The organism is Kitasatospora sp. NPDC018619 (assembly GCF_044391605.1).
Taxonomy (GTDB): domain Bacteria; phylum Actinomycetota; class Actinomycetes; order Streptomycetales; family Streptomycetaceae; genus Kitasatospora.
This window is the reverse complement of sequence record NZ_JBISAI010000011.1, coordinates 224541-241691: the sequence shown is the minus strand read 5'-3', so window position 1 is coordinate 241691 and position 17151 is coordinate 224541. Positions and strand designations below refer to the sequence as shown.

Below are 17151 nucleotides of genomic sequence, written 5' to 3'. Positions count from 1 at the left end.
CGTACGGCCCGCCGGAAGCCCCGGTCAGCCCGCGTCGAGCAGCCGGGCGACCTCCGCCATGGCCGGCCCCAGGGGCAGGTCGAGCCGGAGCGCGGCGAGCTCGTCCGCGCGCGTCGGGCCCTGGTTGACGATCGCGACCGGCAGCCCCGCCCGGGCCGCACGGCGCACGAAGCGCAGCCCGGACAGGACCGCCAGCGAGGATCCGAGGACCACCAACGAGCCCGCCGCGTCGACCAGTTCGTAGCAGTGCTCGACCCGGGGCGGCGGGACGTTCTCGCCGAAGAAGACCACGTCGGGCTTGAGCACGCCGCCGCAGTCCACACATGCGGCGACCCGGAAGCCGTCCACCGCGGACTGCGGCAGCAGTGCGTCGCCGTCGGGCCGCAGCTGCGCCCCGGCCTGCCGGAAGCCGCGGTTCAGGGCCTCCAGCCGCTGGTCCAGCTCGGCCCGGGTGCTGGTGCGGCGGCAGCCGAGGCAGACCACCCGGCGCAGTCCGCCGTGCAGCTCGACGGCCTCCCGGGTACCGGCCTCGTGGTGGAGGCCGTCCACGTTCTGGGTGATGACCGCGGCGACGCGCCCGGCCCGGCGCAGCAGCTCCACCGCGTGGTGCCCGGCGTTGGGGCGGGCCCCGGCGATCGCCGGCCAGCCGGTGTGGCTGCGGGCCCAGTAGCGGCGCCGGGCGTCCGCGCTCCCGGTGAACTCCTGGTACGTCATCGGGGTGCCGCGGCGACGGCGGCCGGTGGCGCCCCGGTAGTCGGGGATGCCGGACTCGGTGGACAGGCCCGCCCCGCTGAGCACCACCGCGCCGCGGCGGTCCAGCAGCCGTGCCAGGGCCTCCAGCCCCTCCCCCGGTGCGACGGCGGCGTGCCCGCCCGGGTGTTCGAACGCGTCCATGCCGTCGAGGTTAGCCCGACGCGCCGCGCTTCCCGGGCGGAGCGGGAGGTCCCGCTGCCGGGTCCGTGGCGAAGGCGGTGATCCGCTCCAGGGACGGGCTCCAGCCCCGACTGGTGTCCACGGCCAGGCAGGGGGCGTCCAGCGCGATCGGCACCCAGGACTCGATCGGCCGCTCGCCGCGCGCGATCCGGTGCAGCAGTTCGGCGTCCGCGTGGACGGCGCGCGCGGGTTCCTCGGCGGCCCTGCGGGCGATGCGGTCGCGGGCGGTCGCCGGGGCAACGGTGCAGCGCACGATGCGCACCTCGGCGAGGCCGGCGAGCCGTACCAGGCCGGGCCGCCACAGCCGGTCCTGGTAGGCGGCCTCCGCCACCAGGTCCGTGCCGGCCCGCAGGAGGGTGTCGAGGGTGCGGAAGAACTCGTCCAGCGTCCGCCGGTCCAGGTCCAGGTCCAGGTCCAGGTCCTGGTCGTGGTCCTCGTCCGGCTGCTCCGGCTCCGGGTCCTCGCCCGGGGGCCGCCCGGCGGCCGCCATCCGCTCCTTGACCTCGTCCCGGCAGACCGCCGGCCAGCCGAGCGCCGCCGCCAGGGCGCGCGCCAGCGTGGTCTTGCCCGCCCCGGGCGGACCGCTCACGACGAGCAGCCGCGGCCTTCGGTCCGCAGCGGGACGCCCGCCCCGCACGGGGCTCCGGTCCGCGCAGGCGCTCCGGTCCGCCAGGGGCCGGCCCGGGACCGGTGGCAGCGGCCAGGCCGGCGGCACCGGCAGCGGCCCGTCCGCCCGCAGGGCCCGCGCCGGGCCGCGCCCCGACAGCCAGCCGAGCAGGGCGTGGCCCGGGCCGCTGACGGCGGGGCCGGCCGCGGCCGGGGTCCAGTCGCGGGCGAGGTCGGTGGCCGTCAGCCGGGCGACCGGGAACCCGCGCGCGGCCAGCGCGGCCACCGTCGCGTCCAGTGCCCAGGCGACGTACCCGGTGGGCCAGTCGGCGGTCGAGCGGCCGAGGTCCAGGTCGACGTGGTGGGTTTCGAGCTCCCGCCAGGCCCGGTACAGGGTGAACCACGCCGGGTGCCGCCAGCCCGCGAGCGCGGACACCGGAGCGGACCACTGCTCGGCGGGGAGCGCGGCCGCCGCCGCGAACATCCCGTCCAGGGCGGCCCGCAGGTCCGCGACCAGCTCCGCCGCACCGCGCCCGGCGCCCTCGCGCACCGCGCGCTCCAGCGCCGCGGCGTCGGCGCGCGGCCCCGGGTCGGCGCCCGCCCGGGCGGCGGTCAGCAGCCACCGGTAGGCGTCGGCGGTGCGGGCGAGGTGGGTGAGGACGTGGCCGCGGCTCCAGCCGGGCAGCGCCGAGGGCTCGCGGGCCTGCCCGTCGCTCAGCGCGTCGACTCCGGCCAGGAGCCGCCCGGCGCAGGCGCGCACCTCGGCGAGCAGCGCGGCGATCCCGGCGCCGTCGGGTTCGCAGGGAGGCGTCACGGGCGGCGCGCCCAGGCGGAGACCATCGGGGCGGTGGCGAGGTCGAGCCGGCCGGAGGCGACGTTGGCCAGGTGGCGTTCGATCTCCTCCTCCGTCGCGAGGCCCTCCCGCACCAGCAGTCGGCGGACCTGCCGGACCGTCGCGTCCTCCAACACCGCGCAGGCCGGCGAGGTGATCGGGAAGTAGGCGTCGGCCTGCACCTCGGCCAGGCCCGCCTCGCGCAGCAGCCGGGGCAGCGTCCGCCCGTACGCGAGGTCGGCGCCGCGGCCCGCCATCAGGGTGCGGAAGCCGGTCCGCAGCCGGTTGGCGAGGCGCTCGTCGGGCCCGGCCTCGTCGGGGCAGAGCAGCGGCTGGAGGGCCGGATCGGCGTCCTCCAGCAGCAGCCAGCCGCCGGGGCGCAGCGCCCGGACCATCCGGCGCAGGGCCTCGGCGCGGTCGGCGACGTGCACCAGGACCAGCCGGGCGTGCACCAGGTCGAAGCCGCCGGGGGGCGGCGGGTCGGCGGCGACGTCGTGGCGCGGCACCTCGATCGGGCCGCCGGCGGCGGGGGCCGTCCAGGAGACGTCGATGTCGGTGGCGACCACCGCGCCGGTCGGGCCGACGCGCTCGGCGAGCCCGAGCGGCACCGAGGGGCCGCCCGCGCCGACCTCCCAGCAGCGCATGCCGGGGCCGATGCCGAGGGCGTCGACGTGCCGGAAGGTCACCGGGTCGAACAGCTCGGCGAGGGCGCCGAAGCGGACACCGGCCTCCGCTTGGCGGTTGTCCAGGAGGTAGCCGTGGTCGGTCCCGTGCTCAGCCATGCCGGGATTCTCGCAGGTGGCGCGGTGGCCGGGGCGCTCCGGGCGGCCACGCCCGACAGGAAGGCCTTGTTGACGGATCGTCAACAGCTTCGTCCCGGCGCCTTGACGGCACGCGGACACGGCTGGACCCTATGGACCCGGAAACGCCGCGCGCTCCCGCCCCACCACCCGGGAGCCGCGAGAGGACGTCTTCTCGCCCCTCACCGAGGAAGAGGTTTTCCCATGCGCTTCAGCCGCCGCCTGGCCGTCACCGCCGCCGTCTGCGCCGCCGCCGCGCTCGCACCGGCCGCCGCGCCCGCCTCCGCGTCCCCCGCTCCCCTCGCCGCCGGGCCGGTGCTCACCGCCGGGAGCGCGGGCGGTACCGCCGTCGCCGTGGGCGACGCGCTCGCCGCACCGCTCGCCGCGGGCACCAAGGCCACCTTCTACTCGACCGCGACCAGCACGACCGGCGTCACCTGCGCCGCCTCCCAGCTCTCCGCCTCGGTGCTGGGCAACCCGGCGGCGCCGGGCAGTGCGAGCGCCTCGCTGACCGGGCTGACCTTCGGCTCCTGCACCGCCAACGTCACCGGGGTCACCTCGGTGCGCAGCCTGACGGTCGGCAACCTGCCGTACGGCGTGACCGTCTCCGACGCGGCGGGCCTGCCGGTCACCCTCACCGGCGGGTCCGCCGGGGCGATCCAGGCGACCGCCGTGCTGGACAGCTGGTTCGGCACCATCACCTGCTCCTACCAGCTGAGCGGCGCGTTCACCGGCAGTGCCGACAACACCGCGCACAGCCTGGCCTTCCGCACCGAGCACTTCGCCAAGAGCGGCGGCTCGACGCTCTGCCCCGCGGACGGCTACTTCTCCGCGACGTACGGCCCCGTCGCCGACACCAGCCAGCCGGGCGCCCCGGCGGTCTTCGTCAACTGACCGCCGAATAGGGCCCCGTGGGGCCGCCGGGGGCCCGGCCCGGCGGCCCCACGGGTCGGCCCGGCGGCGCCGGGTGCCGCCCGCGCGGCCGTCAGCCTCCGGCCTCCCGGTGCCGCCAGCGCACCGGGTCCACGGAGCCCGCCGCCCCCACCGCGCCGCGGGCCGGCGCGCGGTAGCCGGCGGTGGAGAGCACCAGCATCTCGTCGGCCCCCGGCTGGAACTCGTAGGCCACCCGCTCCACCCGGCTGGGGACGCCGAGCCCGGCGAGCTCCTCGCGCAGCGGTTCCAGCCCCGCGTAGCGCTCCCCCGTGTCGTACACCACCAGCGGGAAGACCCGGACCTCGCGGCGCGCCACCCGGGCGAGCTCCAGCAGCCCCGCCCGCTGGAACTCCTCGCCCAGCCGGTTGCCGTAGGAGAACAGCAGGTGCGAGCTGAGCACCAGGTCGAAGGAGTCGTCGGCGAAGGGGAGTTCGGGCAGCGAGGCGGCCACGTAGCGTTCCGGGCGGGCGGCGATGTCGGCCCGGAAGGCCCGGGCGGCCGCCGTCCACCGGCGGATCAGGTCGTCCGCGTCGGTGTACCAGGACCAGACGTACCCCTCGGTCTCCTTCCGCAGCAGCTCGCGCTTGAAGAGCGTCTCCTGCTCCACCAGCAGGCCCAGCTCCTCGCGGTGCTCGGCGTACTGGCGGTCGACGGCCACGGCGTCGGTCCCGCGCCGCCCGGCCTCCGCGACGAAACCCGCCGCGCCGGCCGGGCAGTCCAGGACGCGCTGCTCCAGGTCGCGTTCGGTGAGCGCGAACATCGCCCGGTACTCCGCGAAGGAGCGCGCGCTGACCAGCACCGTCAGCCCCTCCCGACGAACGGCATGGTGGTCGGCAGCACCACCAGGGACTGGATGGTGGTGCCCGGCGGCTGCGAGGCCATCAGCACCAGCGCCTCGGTGAAGCGCTCCACCGGGATGGTGGCCTCGACGGCCATGGTCCGGTCGGCCTGCATCGCGGCCGGCTGCGGGCCGCCGTCCACCGGCGTGACGTTGCCGACGTCGATCTGCCCGCAGGAGATGCCGTACGGCCGGCCGTCCAGCGAGAGCACCTTGGTGAGGCCGAGGACGGCGTGCTTGGCGGCGGTGTACGCGATGGAGTTGGGGCGCGGCACGTAGGCGGAGGGCGCGCCGTTGTTGATGATCCGCCCGCCCTGCGGGGTCTGGGTGCTCATCACCCGGAAGGCCTCGCGGGCACAGAGGAAGCCGCCGGTGACGATGGTGTCCAGCACCCGGTTCCAGTCCTCGAACGGCGTCTCGGTGATCGGCCGGCGCGGGGCGGCGGCGCCCGCGTTGTTGAACAGCAGGTCCACCCGGCCGTGGTGGTCGAGGACGGTGTCGAAGAGCCTTGCGACCTCCTCGGGGCTGCGGATGTCGGTCGGCACGGGCAGCACCCGGTCGGCCCCGGGGCCGGCCAGGGCGGCGGTCTCCTCCAGCGCCTCCTTGCGCCGGCCGGCGACGACCACCGCCCAGCCGGCCGCCAGCAGGGCCAGCGCCGAGGCCCGGCCGAGGCCGCTGCCCCCGCCGGTGACGATCGCCACCCGTCCGTGCGGCTCGTCCCCGGAGCCCCGCTCTCCTCCCGTCGTCACCGCGCCCACTCCTCCCCCTCGTTCACCCAGATCCGCAGCATCCCCCGGGAGTACGGGCCCGGCTCGTCGACGAACGGCGAACGCCCGTGCAGGACCCGGCTGTTGCGGATGATCAGCAGGTCCCCGGCGGCCATCGGCAGCCCGAAGGCGATCTCCGGCCGGTAGAGCACCTCGTCCAGCACGCCCAGCGCCTCCCACTGACGGTCCGTCAGCTCCGGCCCGCCGCGGTCGGGGGACGAGCGGACGGTGCGGGTCTGGTAGTAGCAGCCGATCGTCCCGTCCTTGCGGTCGTACAGGATCGGGGTGACCACCACCTGCGGGCCGGCCCGGCCGCTGCGCTCGAAGGTCCAGTCCTCGCGCAGCGTGGCCAGCGCGTCCGGCCGCTCCCGCCGGATCAGGTCGTGCACGTGCCGGGCGCTCGCCAGCTTGGTCAGCCCGCCGCCGTCGAAGGCGGGCCGCAGGCAGAGCAGCACCAGCAGGTCGCAGGTGTCGCAGTGGAAGCCCAGTTCGCTGTTGCCGTCGCCGTCCTGGTCGTGCAGCACCGAGGTGAGGTCGCCGCGCCCGTTCTGCGGGACGATCCGGCCGAAGTCCCTCAGCAGGAAGGAGAGCACCTCGGTGATCTCGTCCTCCGGGTGGGACGGGTCCACCAGGCCGCTCACATGGGTGATGCCCACCGAGTCGGCGGCGTTGCGGGCGAACTCCCGCAGCCGGGCCCGCACCTCCTCGCCCTCGCCCCACCGCCCGGCCCGCGCGTCGGCCCACAGCAGCCGCCGCTCCCGCTCCCCCAGCGGGAGCGACCAGAGCTCCCGCCGGGCATCCAACTCCAGGCTGCTCCAGCCGATTTCCGTCATCGCGTCCATGTCCGCTCCTCCCTACCGGCCGCCGGCCGCGACGGCCTTCGCCCACAACTCCAGGCCCTCGTCGATCTGTTCGGCCGTGACGACCAGCGCGGGGATCATCCGGACCGTGTTGAGGTGGATCCCGCACAGCAACAGCAGCAGCCCGTGTTCGGCCGCGGCCTGCTGGGCCCGCCGGGCGGCGTCCGGGTCCGGGGTGCCGTCCGGGCGGCAGAACTCGCTGGCGGCCATCAGCCCGAGCCCGCGGACGTCGGCGATCCCGGGCACCCCGGCGGCGACCTCCCGCAGCCCGGCCAGCAGCCGGGCGCCCTGCACGGCCGCGTTCTCCACCAAGCGCTCCTCGCGCAGCACGTCCAGGGTCGCCAGCGCGGCGGCGCAGGCCACCGGGTTGCCGCCGTAGGTGCCCCCCTGCGAGCCGGGCCGGGCGCGCCCCATCAGCTCGGCCGGCGCGGCGATCGCGGACAGCGGGAAGCCGCTGGCCAGGCCCTTGGCGGTGATCAGGACGTCGGGGCGCACCCCGTCCTCGTACTGGTGGGCCCAGAACCGGCCGGTGCGCCCGAAGCCGGTCTGCACCTCGTCCACCACCAGCAGGAGCCCGTGGCGGTCGGCCCGCTCGCGCAGCCCGGCCAGGAAGCCCGGCGGGGCGGGGACGTAGCCGCCCTCGCCGAGCACCGGCTCGACGAACAGGGCGGCCGTCTCGGCGGGCGCGGAGACGGTGGCGAGCACCTCGTCCAGTCCGCGCAGGGCGTGCGCCACCGCCTCGTCCTCGGACAGTCCGAGCCGGAACGCCGCCGGGAAGGGCGCCACCGCGACCCCGGGCATCATCGGGCCGATCCCGGCCCGGAACCGGGTGCCGGCCGAGGTGAGCGAGGCCGCGCCCAGGGTGCGGCCGTGGAAGCCGCCCTCGAAGACGACCACGTTCTGCCGTCCGGTGGCGTGCCGGGCGAGCCGCAGCGCGGCCTCCACCGCCTCGGTTCCGGCGGTGGCGTAGAACAGCGAGTCCAGACCGGCCGGCAGCACCTCGCCGAGCCGTTCGGTGAGCGTGAGCAGCTGGTCGGTCAGCACGGTGGTGTACTGCCCGTGGATCAGCCGGCCGGCCTGTTCCCGGACGGCCTCGACCACCCTCGGGTGGCAGTGGCCGGTGCTGGTCACCCCCACGCCGGAGGTGAAGTCGAGGTGGCGGCGGCCGTCGGCGTCGTAGAGGTGGAGTCCTTCGCCGCGTACGGCGACGACCGGGGTGGCCTGCTTGAGCACCGGGGAGAGCTGGGACACGGGGCCTGCCTTCACGGGTTGGTCCTGCCGTCACGGATGTCGGCGCGGAAGTCTGCACGGATGTCGGCGCGGATGTCGGCGCGGAAGTCTGCACGGATGTCGGCACGAACGGGGGCACGGTCGGGGGCACGGTGGTCACCGGTGCCGCTGGGGTCGGCACCGGCTGGGCCGGGGCCGAGCGGGGCGGGCCCGACGGGCGGCAGGTAGCCGGCCCCGGCGGCCCAGTCGAGCGCGGCCGACCACCACCGCGGGGTCGGCGCGGCGAAGCGCACGCCCAGGCGGTCGAGCACCCCGGTGGTGTACGCGCTGTCCACCAGGACGCGGCGCTCCTCCTGCGCCGCCCAGGCGGCGGCCACCCGGGCGGCCGTCGGGTGGCGGCGCTCGGCCCGGGCGAGGGCGGCCGCGAAGCCCGCCTCGTCGGTGAGCCGTACCGGGTAGCCGTGGCCGGCCAGCCAGCGCACCAGCTCGTCGTGCGGGACGGCGTGCGGCGTCTCCACGTGGTACGCGCCGGGCGCGGCGTACGGGTCGAGGGCGATCGCGGCGATCCCGGCGGCCACCGTGTCCACGTACGAGAACGCGAAGGCGGTGTCCGGCCGGCTCGGCGCGGCGCCGGCCAGCAGGTAGCCGCGGAGCAGCTGGTAGATCCGGTTGTCCCCGGCGTTGGCCTGGAACGCGCCGGTCCGGCTGTGCGCCGCGATGTGGCCGCTGCGGTGCAGGTAGGCCGTGTGCCCGCGGGCGGCCCAGGCCCGGACGGCCTGCTCGGCCCGGTACTTGGTCCGCTCGTACGGGGTGCGGAAGTGCTGGCCGATCTCCAGGTCGGCCTCGCTGAAGCGGCGCGGCGGGCCGTCGACGCCGCCGGAGACGGCCAGCGTGGAGACGTGGTGGACGCGGGCGTCCGGGGCGTGCTCCCCGACCCAGTCGAGCAGGCGGCGCACCGCCGTGTGGTTGGTGCGCTCCAGTTCGTCGGGCGAGGCCACCAGCCGGACGTCCGCCGCCGCGTGCACCACCAGGTGGGCGCCCCGGGCGCGCTCCAGTCCGGCCGGGGAGAGGCCGAGGCCGTCCCGGTCGATGTCCCCGGCGAGCGCCGCCGCCGGGCCCGCCCCGCCGGCGGCCGTGAGCCGCCTCAGCGCCTCGGCCTCGTCCGCGGCCCGCACCAGGCAGGTGACCTCGGCGCCGCGTTCCCGGAAGGCCGCCAGCAGGTGCCGCCCGAGGTAGCCGGTGGCGCCGGTGAGCAGCACCCGGGCCGGTTCGACCACCCGCGCCCGGGCGGTCGGGGCGACGCCGGGGTGCAGCAGCTGCCCGGAGGTGGACAGCGGTGCCCGGACGGGCGGTGCGGCGTGCGGCGCCCGCGCCTCGGCGGCCACGGTGCGGGCGAACCGCGCGGTGATCCGTTCGGCGGAGCGGTGCGGCCGACCGGGCCGTCCGTCCACCAGGTCGGCGACCAGCCGCTGCTCCACCACCCGTGCGGTGAGGCGCAGTTCGTACAGCGGGTCGCCGCCGGTACAGCGGGCGGTGCCGGCCTGTTCGGCGGCGACCGTCCAGTCCAGCGCGGGCTCCTCCGGCAGCCGGAAGGTGCCGAGGAAGTTGAAGCCGACGCCGGGCCGTGCGCCGGGTGTGTCCATCGGCCGGACGGGCGCCTCGCGCAGCCGCCGCGCCACGGTGTCCGCGGTGGCGCCGGCCTCCAGTGCGATGTGCTTGACGGCGGTGAACCAGCCGACGGTGTCCAGGAATTCGCCCGCGTCGCCGACCGCGTCCCGGCCGTGGGTCTCCACCTCCACGGCGAGCGGGGGGCGGTCGCCGCCACCGGCGCGGTCGCCGTCGCCGCCACCGTCGATGCCACCGTCGCGGACGCCGCCACCGTCGCCGTCGCCGTCGCCGTCGCCGGTGACGGCCTCGGCGAAGGCGGCCAGCAGGACGGCCTCCAGCCGGGCCCCGGCACCGTGCCGGGCGACCAGCCGGGCGGTGGCGGCCGGGTCGAGCGCCCAGCTGACCGCGGTGGGCTCCACCGTCTCCCCCGCGGCGGGCTCCTCCCCTCCCGCCTCTCCCGGCCCGTCCGGCCCGGCGGCCGGCGGGCAGAGCGCCGCCCAGGCGTAGAAGTCGGCCGTCGGCGGCAGGTCGGCCGGCTTCCGGTCGAGCGCCGCCCGGTACGCGTGCGCCAGGTCGTCCAGCAGGATCCGCCAGGACAGCCCGTCGACCACCAGGTGGTGCGCGACCAGCGCGAGCCGGTCGTCGGTGCCGGCCGGGCCGGTGAACAGGTGGGCGCGCAGCAGCCGGCCCGCCGAGGGGTCGAGGCTGCGGTGGAGCCCGGTGCAGACCCCGGCGACGGTGTCGGCGATCTCCCCGGCCGCGCCCGGGATCCGGGAGAAGGAGACCGGGTCGAGGTCGGCCACCGCCAGGGCCTCGCCGCAGCCGTCGGGGGTGAGCGGCCGGCGCAGCGCCGGGTGCCGTTCCAGGACGGCCGCGACGGCCGCCGTGAGCGCCTGCGGGTCGACGGCGGTGCGGCAGCGCAGCAGCACGGACTGGTTCCAGTGCCGCAGGTCCCGCAGCGTCCGCTGTCGGTACAGCCAGCGCTGGGCGGGGGCGAGCCGCGGCCCGCCGGTGGCGGCGCGCGGGGCGGGGACGGGCGGCGCGGCCGGGACGGCGGCCGCTGCCAGGCCCTCCGCCGTGGGGTGCCGGTAGAAGTCCTCGTAGGCGACCCGCAGGCCGGAGCGCCGCAGGAGGGCGATGGTGCGCATGGCGAGGATGGAGTCCCCTCCGAGGCTGAGCACGTCGGCGCGCGGCCCCACCGCGGGCAGGCCGAGGGCGCCCGCCCAGAACCGGGCGATCTCCCCGGCCGGGCCGCTCGCCGTGGCGCCGCCCGTCCCGTTGCCGCCCGCCGAGGCGCCGCCCGGTCCGCTGCCGCCCGGCCCGCTGCCGCCCGCCCCCGCCCGGGCCTCGACCAGCTCGGCCGCCAGCTCGGCCAGCCGCTGCCGGTCGAGCTTGCCGTTCGGCCCGACCGGGAACCGCGGCAGCACCAGGATCGGCTGCGGCACGGAGTAGCCCGGCAGCCGGTCCCGCAGGTGGGCCCGCAGGCCGTCCAGGCCGCCGAGGCCGTCCGACCCGTCCGGCCCACCGGCGCCGCCCGCCCAGGTGACGACGCCGATCAGCTGGTTGCCGAGCGCGGTCTCCCGCAGCAGCGCCGCCGAGCGCGCGACACCCGGGTGGTCGTCCATCGCCCGCTCGACCTCGGCGAGGTCCACCCGGTAGCCGCGGACCTTCACCTGGCGGTCCACCCGGCCGAGGAACACCAGGTTGCCGTCCGCCCGGCGGCGACAGAGGTCGCCGGTGCGGTAGACGAGCCGCCCCTCGTACCGGACGAAACCGCGGGCGGTCTCGGCCGGCCGTCCGTCGTACCCGGCGGCCACCCCCGCGCCGCCGATGAGCAGTTCGCCCACCGTGCCGTCCGGCACCGCCCGGCCGGTGCCGTCCACCACGGTCAGCAGCACCTCGCCGATCCCGCTGCCGATCGGCACGGTCGGTTCGTCGGCGGGCAGTTGGCGGGCGGCGGTGACGAGCAGGCAGGTGGCGCCGACGGTGGTCTCGGTCGGGCCGTAGTGGTTGGCCAGCCGCGCGGTGGTGCCGCCGTCCAGCAGGGCGGCGGCGAGCGCGCGGGGCAGCGGCTCGCCGCCGAGCAGCACGGTGTGCAGCGGCGGGGAGTCGGCCGGGCGGCCCTCCAGCAGGGCGGTCAGGTGCGAGGGGGTGGTCTTCAGCACGTCGACCCGGGCCCGGCGCAGCGAGGCCCAGAAGGCCTCCGGGTCGCGGACCTCGCGGTCCGGTACGAGGTGCACCGAACCGCCGGTGGCCAGCGCGAGCAGCCAGGCGGTGTGGCCGAGGTCGGCGGCCAGGGTGGTGACGTGGGCGGTGCAGGGGGCGTCGGCCTCGGTGAGGTCGAGCCGGCCGGCGAGCGCCCGGGCGTAGTGCACGGCGTTGGCGTGGGTGACGGCGACGGCCTTGGGCTCCCCGCTCGACCCGGAGGTGAAGGAGAGGTACGCGAGGTCCTCGCCGCGCACCTCGGCGGCGACCGGTAACAGCTCCGGCAGCTCCGGCAGTTGCGCCGGCGCCGCGACGTCCACCACCTCCCCGCCGAGCCCGCCCTCGGTGGCCAGCACCCGGGCCGCGCGGACGGCGGCCAGCCGCCGGGCGAGGTCGGCCGGCGACCAGTCCGGGTCGGCCAGCACCGCCGCCGCGCCCGAGCGCAGCACGCCGTACAGCAGCACCAGCATCCGGGCGTCCCGGGGGCCGACCAGGGCGACCCGGTCGCCCCGGCCGGTGCCGCCGGCGGCCAGCCGGGCGGCGATCCGGTCGGCCGCGCCGTCGACCGTGCGGTAGTCGAAGGTGCGGACGCCGTCGCCCAGGGCGGGCCGGTCGGGGTGCACCCGGGCGAGGCGGGCGAGCATCCCGGGCAGGGTGCGGGCGGGCGGGGCGGGGTCGGCCGGATGGCCGCAGGACGCGGACCGGAGGTGCTGCGTCGCGGAGGTCACGCCGACTCGTCCCCCGTCCGGCCCGCCCGGGCGGGCCCGGCGGCCACCCCCGGGTCTCCCACCAGGTAGCCGTCCAGCAGCGGCCGTTCGGGCAGCCGCCCGGCCAGCTCCCAGGCCAGCAGGCGGTGCAGGCCGTCGAGGTGGATCAGCCCGGACCGGACCGCGAGGTCGCCGTAGTCCGGGTGGTCGACCGGGGAGGTGCTGAGGTAGACGGGCGTGAACGGGGCCCACCGCAGCAGCCGCAGCTTCGCCGCGCAGACCGGGTTGGCGGCGGACCAGTCGGCCCCGGCGGCGCGGAGCCGCTCGGCCGCCTCGGCGACCGTCAGCCCGGAGCGCGGCACCAGTTCGAGCTCGCCGCCCTCGCTGAGGTGCCAGGGCAGCACGATGTCCAGGACGTCCGCCCGGGAGAGCCGGATCCGCCACCAGCCGCCGGGGAGGCGGTCGGCGCGTTCGAGGTTCTCCTCGCCGTACATGTTGCTGTTCGCCTCGTGGGCCCGCTCCACCGGGTGGTCCCGCAGGTAGGCGTCGTGGACCTCGGGGTAGGCGACGGCGGTGACGATCTCCACGGCAGTGCTCCTCAGACGGTTCCGGTGTACTCGGTGCGGGCGGGCACGCCGCCCTGGTACTCGGTGAAGTGCCGCTCCGCGAACAGTTCGGGCCACTGGCCGTCGGCCAGGTCCAGTTCGCGGGCCCTGGCGAGCATCTGCCGCCAGTACGGTTTCACCGGGCGCCAGCGGGCCCCCACCTGGCAGTAGGACGCGTCGACGAAGTACCGGGGGCGGCCCGGCCCCTCGGGCGCCGGCCGGCGGGTGTGGAACAGCGCCGAGTTGAGCAGCACCGTCGAGCCGGGCGGGAGCCGGTCGATGACCACCTCGCCGGGTAGTTCGCCGGTGCCGTGGTGGGCGTAGGCGGTCTTGCCGACGGTGCGCAGGTGCGAGCCCGGGAGCACGGCCAGGCTGCCCACCCGCTCGTCCAGCCCGCCGAGGTAGTGCAGCGCGTGGACCATCAGCAGGGACGGGTCGGAGCGGTCGTTGGGTTCGCAGTCGTGGTGCCAGGCCTTGCCCGGGATCCCCGGGGCCTGGCGGTCGCTGTGCAGGTGGTGGAAGACGAAACCCGGCCCGAGCAGGCGGGTCAGCGTGCGCAACAGCGGTGGGTGGGTGAGGAGTTCGCCGTGGGCAGGCATTTCCAGTTCCAGCAGCGGGGGCGGCCCGTACCGTAAGGGGTCGGTGCAGGCGGCGATCGACCGGGCCCGCAGGCCCTCGTCCACCCACCGGTCCACCTCGGGGGCGAGCCGTTCGCGCAGCGCCTCCGGCAGCAGGCCGGGCAGGACGAGGTAGCCGGACTCCAGGAACTGGCGGCGGTGCTCGGTGTCGAGGGCCTCACGCCCTCCTGGGGGTGGTGTCACCGAACCGCTCCCCTCCTTCCGTTCGGCGGGGCACACACGGGGAGTCGGCGCCACGGGGCGTGGCGCGGGCAGTGGAGGCACACGGCGTCATCCAGACCTCGGGGTGGCGGTGGAGCGTCCCGTCACAGGCGCCTCGGCCGCCACAGCTGAATCGCGATCACCACAAAGAGGCATGCGTTGCTCACGCAAGGTAGTCCGCCCCAGGAGTATGAACCCGTCTTCGCGTCCACGACAAGGCCAATGCCAACCCGTGGACACCTTCCCGCCACCGTGCGGTTCAGCTCCGGCCACCACTCGTCTCCCGCCCCACGGGAAACTCCGGACCGTTCCCGCCCCGGTGATTCGCCGCCGCCACAGCGGATGCGGCACAGTGAGGTCATGAGCGACAGGAGCCACCCCGCCCCCGGACCGGCCCGGCGACGCCCGGTCCAGCAGCGCAGCCTGGAGCGGTACGGCCGCATCCTGGACGCCTGCGCCGGCCTGCTCGACGAGGTCGGGGCGAACGCGCTCACCACCAAGGAGGTCGCCCACCGGGCCCAGGTGCCGATCGGCACCCTCTACCAGTTCTTCGCCGGCAAGGAGGACCTGCTGGCCGCGCTCGCCACCCGCAACCTCGACCACTACCTCCAGCGACTGGACGCCCGGCTGGCCGGCGCCGCACCGGTCGGCCCCGCCGTCTTCACCGACCTCGCGGTGGAGGAGTTCGTGGCGATGAAGCGCGCGGTGCCGGGCTTCGGGCAGCTGGACTTCGGCCTGGCCGGGCAGACCGTCCCCGCCGGCGTCCGGGACGACCGGCACCTGCTGGACGCGGGCGTGGACAACAACACCGCCGTCGCCCTGCGGCTCCAGGCGCTCGGCGGCGAGCTGTTCCGGGCGGGCGACGCGACGGCGACGCTGACCCTGCGGGTGGCCCTGGAAGCCGCCGACGCGGTGCTCAAACTGGCCTTCCGGGAGGCCCCGGACGGCGATCCGGCGCTGATCGCCGAGTGCAAGCGGCTGGTCCGCGGCTACCTCGCGCAACAGCTGTCCGCCCGCTGACGCCCGGCCCCGCGGGCCCCGTCCGCCCGAGCCGTTGCGCGCCCGCCGCCCCGGCAGCACAGTGGATAGCGGGAGCGGCCGGGGAGACGGCCGGTCACACGACCCGAGGGAGCAGACCATGCACGCGGCGGTAGGCGACCAGCTCCACATCCACAGCAGGTCGGTGGGCATGGCGGACCAGAAGGGCGAGATCGTCGAGGTGCGCGGCGCCGACGGCGCGCCGCCCTACGTGGTCCGTTTCGAGGACGGCCACGAGGGCCTGGTCTACCCCGGCCCCGACTGCAACATCGAACAGCGCCAGGCGAACCTCTGACCGACGCCCCCGCCGCCCCGCCCCGCGCGCGGGGGTGCGCGGCGGCGTCCGCCGGCACCGGGTAGCCGGGGCTCAGCGCAGCGGGAACACCTCGAACGGCACCGCGAAGCGCGTCCCCAGCCGGCTGCCCGCACCCCGGCCGAAGCCCTCCAGGAACTCCCGCGGATCCGCCATCGCCCCGCCCAGCCCGGCCAGGTACGCCCGGTGCTCCTCCAGCGAGGCGACCCCCCGGTCGAAGTGCTCGGTGGTGTCCACCGCGTGCTTCGCCTCCGGCGACGCCGCCGCCCAGATCTGCCGCACGCCGTTCCACGGCTGGTGGCCCTCGGCCAGCAGTTCGCGGAACACCCAGCGGTTGCCCGCGTCCCTGACCCCGTCCAGGGTGGCCCGGCCGACGGCGATGTGGTCGGCCTGGTTGAGGAACACCCCGCCGTAGGTGTCCCGGAAGTTGCCGGTGATGACGATCTCCGGCCGGTGCCGGCGCACCGCCCGGGCGATGTCCCGGCGCAGCGCCAGCCCGTACTCCACCACGCCGTCCGGGTGGCCGAGGAACTCGACGGTGTCGACGCCGACCACCCGCGCCGAGGCGCGCTGCTCGGCCTCGCGCAGCGGGCCGCACTCGGCCGGGTCCAGCCCGTCGATGCCCGCCTCGCCGCTGGTCACCATCACGTAGACGACCGTCTTGCCCTGGGAGGTCCAGCGGGCGACGGCCGCCGCCCCGCCGTACTCCATGTCGTCGGGGTGGGCGACGACCGCCAGCGCCGTCCGCCAGTCCTCGTCCACGGGCTCGTAGGGCTCGGGGGCCTGCTCGGTCATGCTGCTCGTTCCTCTCGGTGCGGCTCGCGATCGTACGGGCGCGCGGCATCCGCGCATCCGTCCCGTCCGCGACTCTAGAAGACGGGCGCCTCCCACGCCCCGTCAGACACCTCCGCACCCGCCCGACTTGCCCCTGCCGCAAGCGTCAGGGGTTAGTTTCCGGGCGTTCTGCGGCGGCACCGGCCGCCGCCACCACCGTTGTGAGGAGCGCCGCCATGGCCCTGCCCGCCACCGCCCGCGTCGTCCGGCTGACCGCCGCACCGACCGGGCTGCCCGCCCCCGCGGACTTCACCGTCGCCGAGGAGCCGCTCGCGGCGCCCGGCGCCGGGGAGGTGCTGGTCCGCAACCGGGCCTTCCTGGCCTTCCCCGGGCTGCGCACCCTGATCAGTGGCGCGGGCACCGGCCTGCCGCTGCCGTCGATCGCGCCCGGGGACGCGCTGTTCGGGCCGGCCCTCGGCGAGGTGCTGGCCGCCCCCGAGGACGGTCCGCTGCGCCCGGGCGACCTGGTCACCCACCTGTACGGCTGGCGGGACCACGCGCTCGTCGGGGCCTCGCAGGCCGCCCCCGTCCCGGCGGGCTTCCCCGACCCGCTCGCCCTGGTCTCCGCCGTCTCGGCCGGCTACGGCGGGCTGACCCGCGCCGCCGGGGTGCGCCCGGGCGACGTGGTGCTGGTGACCGGCGCGGCCGGTGCGGTCGGCACGGTGGCCGGGCAGGTCGCCCGGCTGCTCGGCGCCGCCCGGGTGGTCGGCACCACCCGCTCGGCGGCCAAGGCGCAGCGGCTGACCGCCGAGCTCGGCTACGACGCGGTGCTGGTGCCCGGCGCCCGCCCGTTCGCCGAGCAGCTGGCCGAGGCCGCGCCGGACGGCCTCGACGTCGTGCTGGACCTCGTCGGCGGCGAGCAGCTGACCACCGCCGTGGACGCGGCCCGCCGCGGCGCCCGGTTCGCCCTGGTCGGTGCGCTGGCCGGCCAGCTCGCGCCGGACCGCCCGGGCGGCGACGCCCCCGCCGTGGTCGACACCTTCCGGGTCATCACCCGCGGCCTGGCCCTGCGCGGCTTCACCGGGACGGACCACCCGGACCTGGAGGACGAGTGGCGCGGGCGCCTCGGGGCGTGGCTGCGCGCCGGGCAGATCACCGTGCCCCGGACGTCGGTCGCGGGCATCGATCGCGCCGCCGAAGCGTTGACCAAGCTGTTCACCGGGGACACCTTCGGGACGACCATCGTGGAACTCTGACGACGGA

15 protein-coding genes are annotated in these 17151 nt (G+C 76.9%); 4 read left to right on the top strand and 11 right to left on the bottom strand.

Features of this window, described 5'->3' with window-relative positions; all coding sequences use genetic code 11:
- Positions 1-24: 24 nt before the first annotated feature.
- From ACH5AR_RS19760 to ACH5AR_RS19750, 3 genes are read right to left on the bottom strand one after another with little or no spacing between them, the layout of a single operon-like run.
- Complete coding sequence (locus ACH5AR_RS19760; protein WP_396302711.1) at positions 25-894, bottom strand: NAD-dependent protein deacetylase; 870 nt, start codon at positions 892-894, stop codon at positions 25-27.
- Positions 895-904: 10 nt separating this feature from the next.
- Positions 905-2353 (bottom strand): maleylpyruvate isomerase family mycothiol-dependent enzyme, encoded by a 1449-nt coding sequence (locus tag ACH5AR_RS19755; RefSeq protein WP_396302710.1) that lies wholly within the window; start codon positions 2351-2353, stop codon positions 905-907.
- Positions 2350-3153 carry a class I SAM-dependent methyltransferase gene (locus ACH5AR_RS19750; RefSeq protein ID WP_396302709.1) on the bottom strand — a complete coding sequence of 268 codons (804 nt, stop codon included), beginning with the start codon at positions 3151-3153 and terminating at the stop codon, positions 2350-2352. Before ACH5AR_RS19750 ends, ACH5AR_RS19755 begins: the two co-directional genes overlap by 4 nt.
- A 222-nt stretch (positions 3154-3375) precedes the next feature.
- Here ACH5AR_RS19750 and ACH5AR_RS19745 point away from each other — a divergent pair, with 222 nt between their 5' ends.
- Positions 3376-4065 carry a Tat pathway signal sequence domain protein gene (locus ACH5AR_RS19745; RefSeq protein WP_396302708.1) on the top strand — a complete coding sequence of 230 codons (690 nt, stop codon included), beginning with the start codon at positions 3376-3378 and terminating at the stop codon, positions 4063-4065.
- A 91-nt stretch (positions 4066-4156) separates the two neighbouring features.
- Here the strand turns inward: ACH5AR_RS19745 and ACH5AR_RS19740 are convergent, their stop codons facing one another.
- Genes ACH5AR_RS19740 through ACH5AR_RS19710 form a run of 7 tightly spaced genes read right to left on the bottom strand, consistent with a single transcriptional unit; the run spans position 4157 to position 13745 of the window.
- A complete protein-coding gene (locus ACH5AR_RS19740; RefSeq protein WP_396302707.1) occupies positions 4157-4903 on the bottom strand; it encodes a methyltransferase domain-containing protein in 747 nt (248 codons plus the stop codon).
- Between the two features lie 2 nt (positions 4904-4905).
- On the bottom strand, positions 4906-5691 hold the full coding sequence (locus ACH5AR_RS19735; RefSeq protein WP_396302706.1) for an SDR family oxidoreductase: 786 nt from the start codon (positions 5689-5691) through the stop codon (positions 4906-4908).
- On the bottom strand, positions 5688-6551 hold the full coding sequence (locus tag ACH5AR_RS19730) for a TauD/TfdA family dioxygenase (RefSeq protein WP_396302705.1): 864 nt from the start codon (positions 6549-6551) through the stop codon (positions 5688-5690). Before ACH5AR_RS19730 ends, ACH5AR_RS19735 begins: the two co-directional genes overlap by 4 nt.
- Before the next feature lie 12 nt (positions 6552-6563).
- A complete protein-coding gene (locus tag ACH5AR_RS19725; protein WP_396302749.1) occupies positions 6564-7820 on the bottom strand; it encodes an aspartate aminotransferase family protein in 1257 nt (418 codons plus the stop codon).
- Between the two features lie 11 nt (positions 7821-7831).
- On the bottom strand, positions 7832-12340 hold the full coding sequence (locus tag ACH5AR_RS19720) for an AMP-binding protein (protein WP_396302704.1): 4509 nt from the start codon (positions 12338-12340) through the stop codon (positions 7832-7834).
- Entirely contained in the window at positions 12337-12906 is a 570-nt protein-coding gene (locus tag ACH5AR_RS19715; protein WP_396302703.1) for a DUF6309 family protein, read from the bottom strand. The genes ACH5AR_RS19720 and ACH5AR_RS19715 overlap by 4 nt, the downstream gene beginning before the upstream one ends.
- Before the next feature lie 11 nt (positions 12907-12917).
- Positions 12918-13745 carry a phytanoyl-CoA dioxygenase gene (locus ACH5AR_RS19710; protein WP_396302702.1) on the bottom strand — a complete coding sequence of 276 codons (828 nt, stop codon included), beginning with the start codon at positions 13743-13745 and terminating at the stop codon, positions 12918-12920.
- Between the two features lie 378 nt (positions 13746-14123).
- Between ACH5AR_RS19710 and ACH5AR_RS19705 the strand changes: the two genes are divergently transcribed.
- On the top strand, positions 14124-14783 hold the full coding sequence (locus ACH5AR_RS19705) for a TetR/AcrR family transcriptional regulator (protein WP_396302701.1): 660 nt from the start codon (positions 14124-14126) through the stop codon (positions 14781-14783).
- A 118-nt stretch (positions 14784-14901) separates the two neighbouring features.
- Positions 14902-15096 (top strand): DUF1918 domain-containing protein, encoded by a 195-nt coding sequence (locus ACH5AR_RS19700; protein WP_396302700.1) that lies wholly within the window; start codon positions 14902-14904, stop codon positions 15094-15096.
- A 72-nt stretch (positions 15097-15168) separates the two neighbouring features.
- Here ACH5AR_RS19700 and ACH5AR_RS19695 read toward each other — a convergent pair whose 3' ends face one another.
- Positions 15169-15909 carry a PIG-L deacetylase family protein gene (locus ACH5AR_RS19695; RefSeq protein WP_396302699.1) on the bottom strand — a complete coding sequence of 247 codons (741 nt, stop codon included), beginning with the start codon at positions 15907-15909 and terminating at the stop codon, positions 15169-15171.
- 215 nt (positions 15910-16124) lie between these two features.
- On the opposite strand from ACH5AR_RS19695, the gene ACH5AR_RS19690 reads away from it, so the two are divergent.
- Entirely contained in the window at positions 16125-17144 is a 1020-nt protein-coding gene (locus ACH5AR_RS19690; RefSeq protein WP_396302698.1) for an MDR family NADP-dependent oxidoreductase, read from the top strand.
- Positions 17145-17151 lie beyond the last annotated feature (7 nt).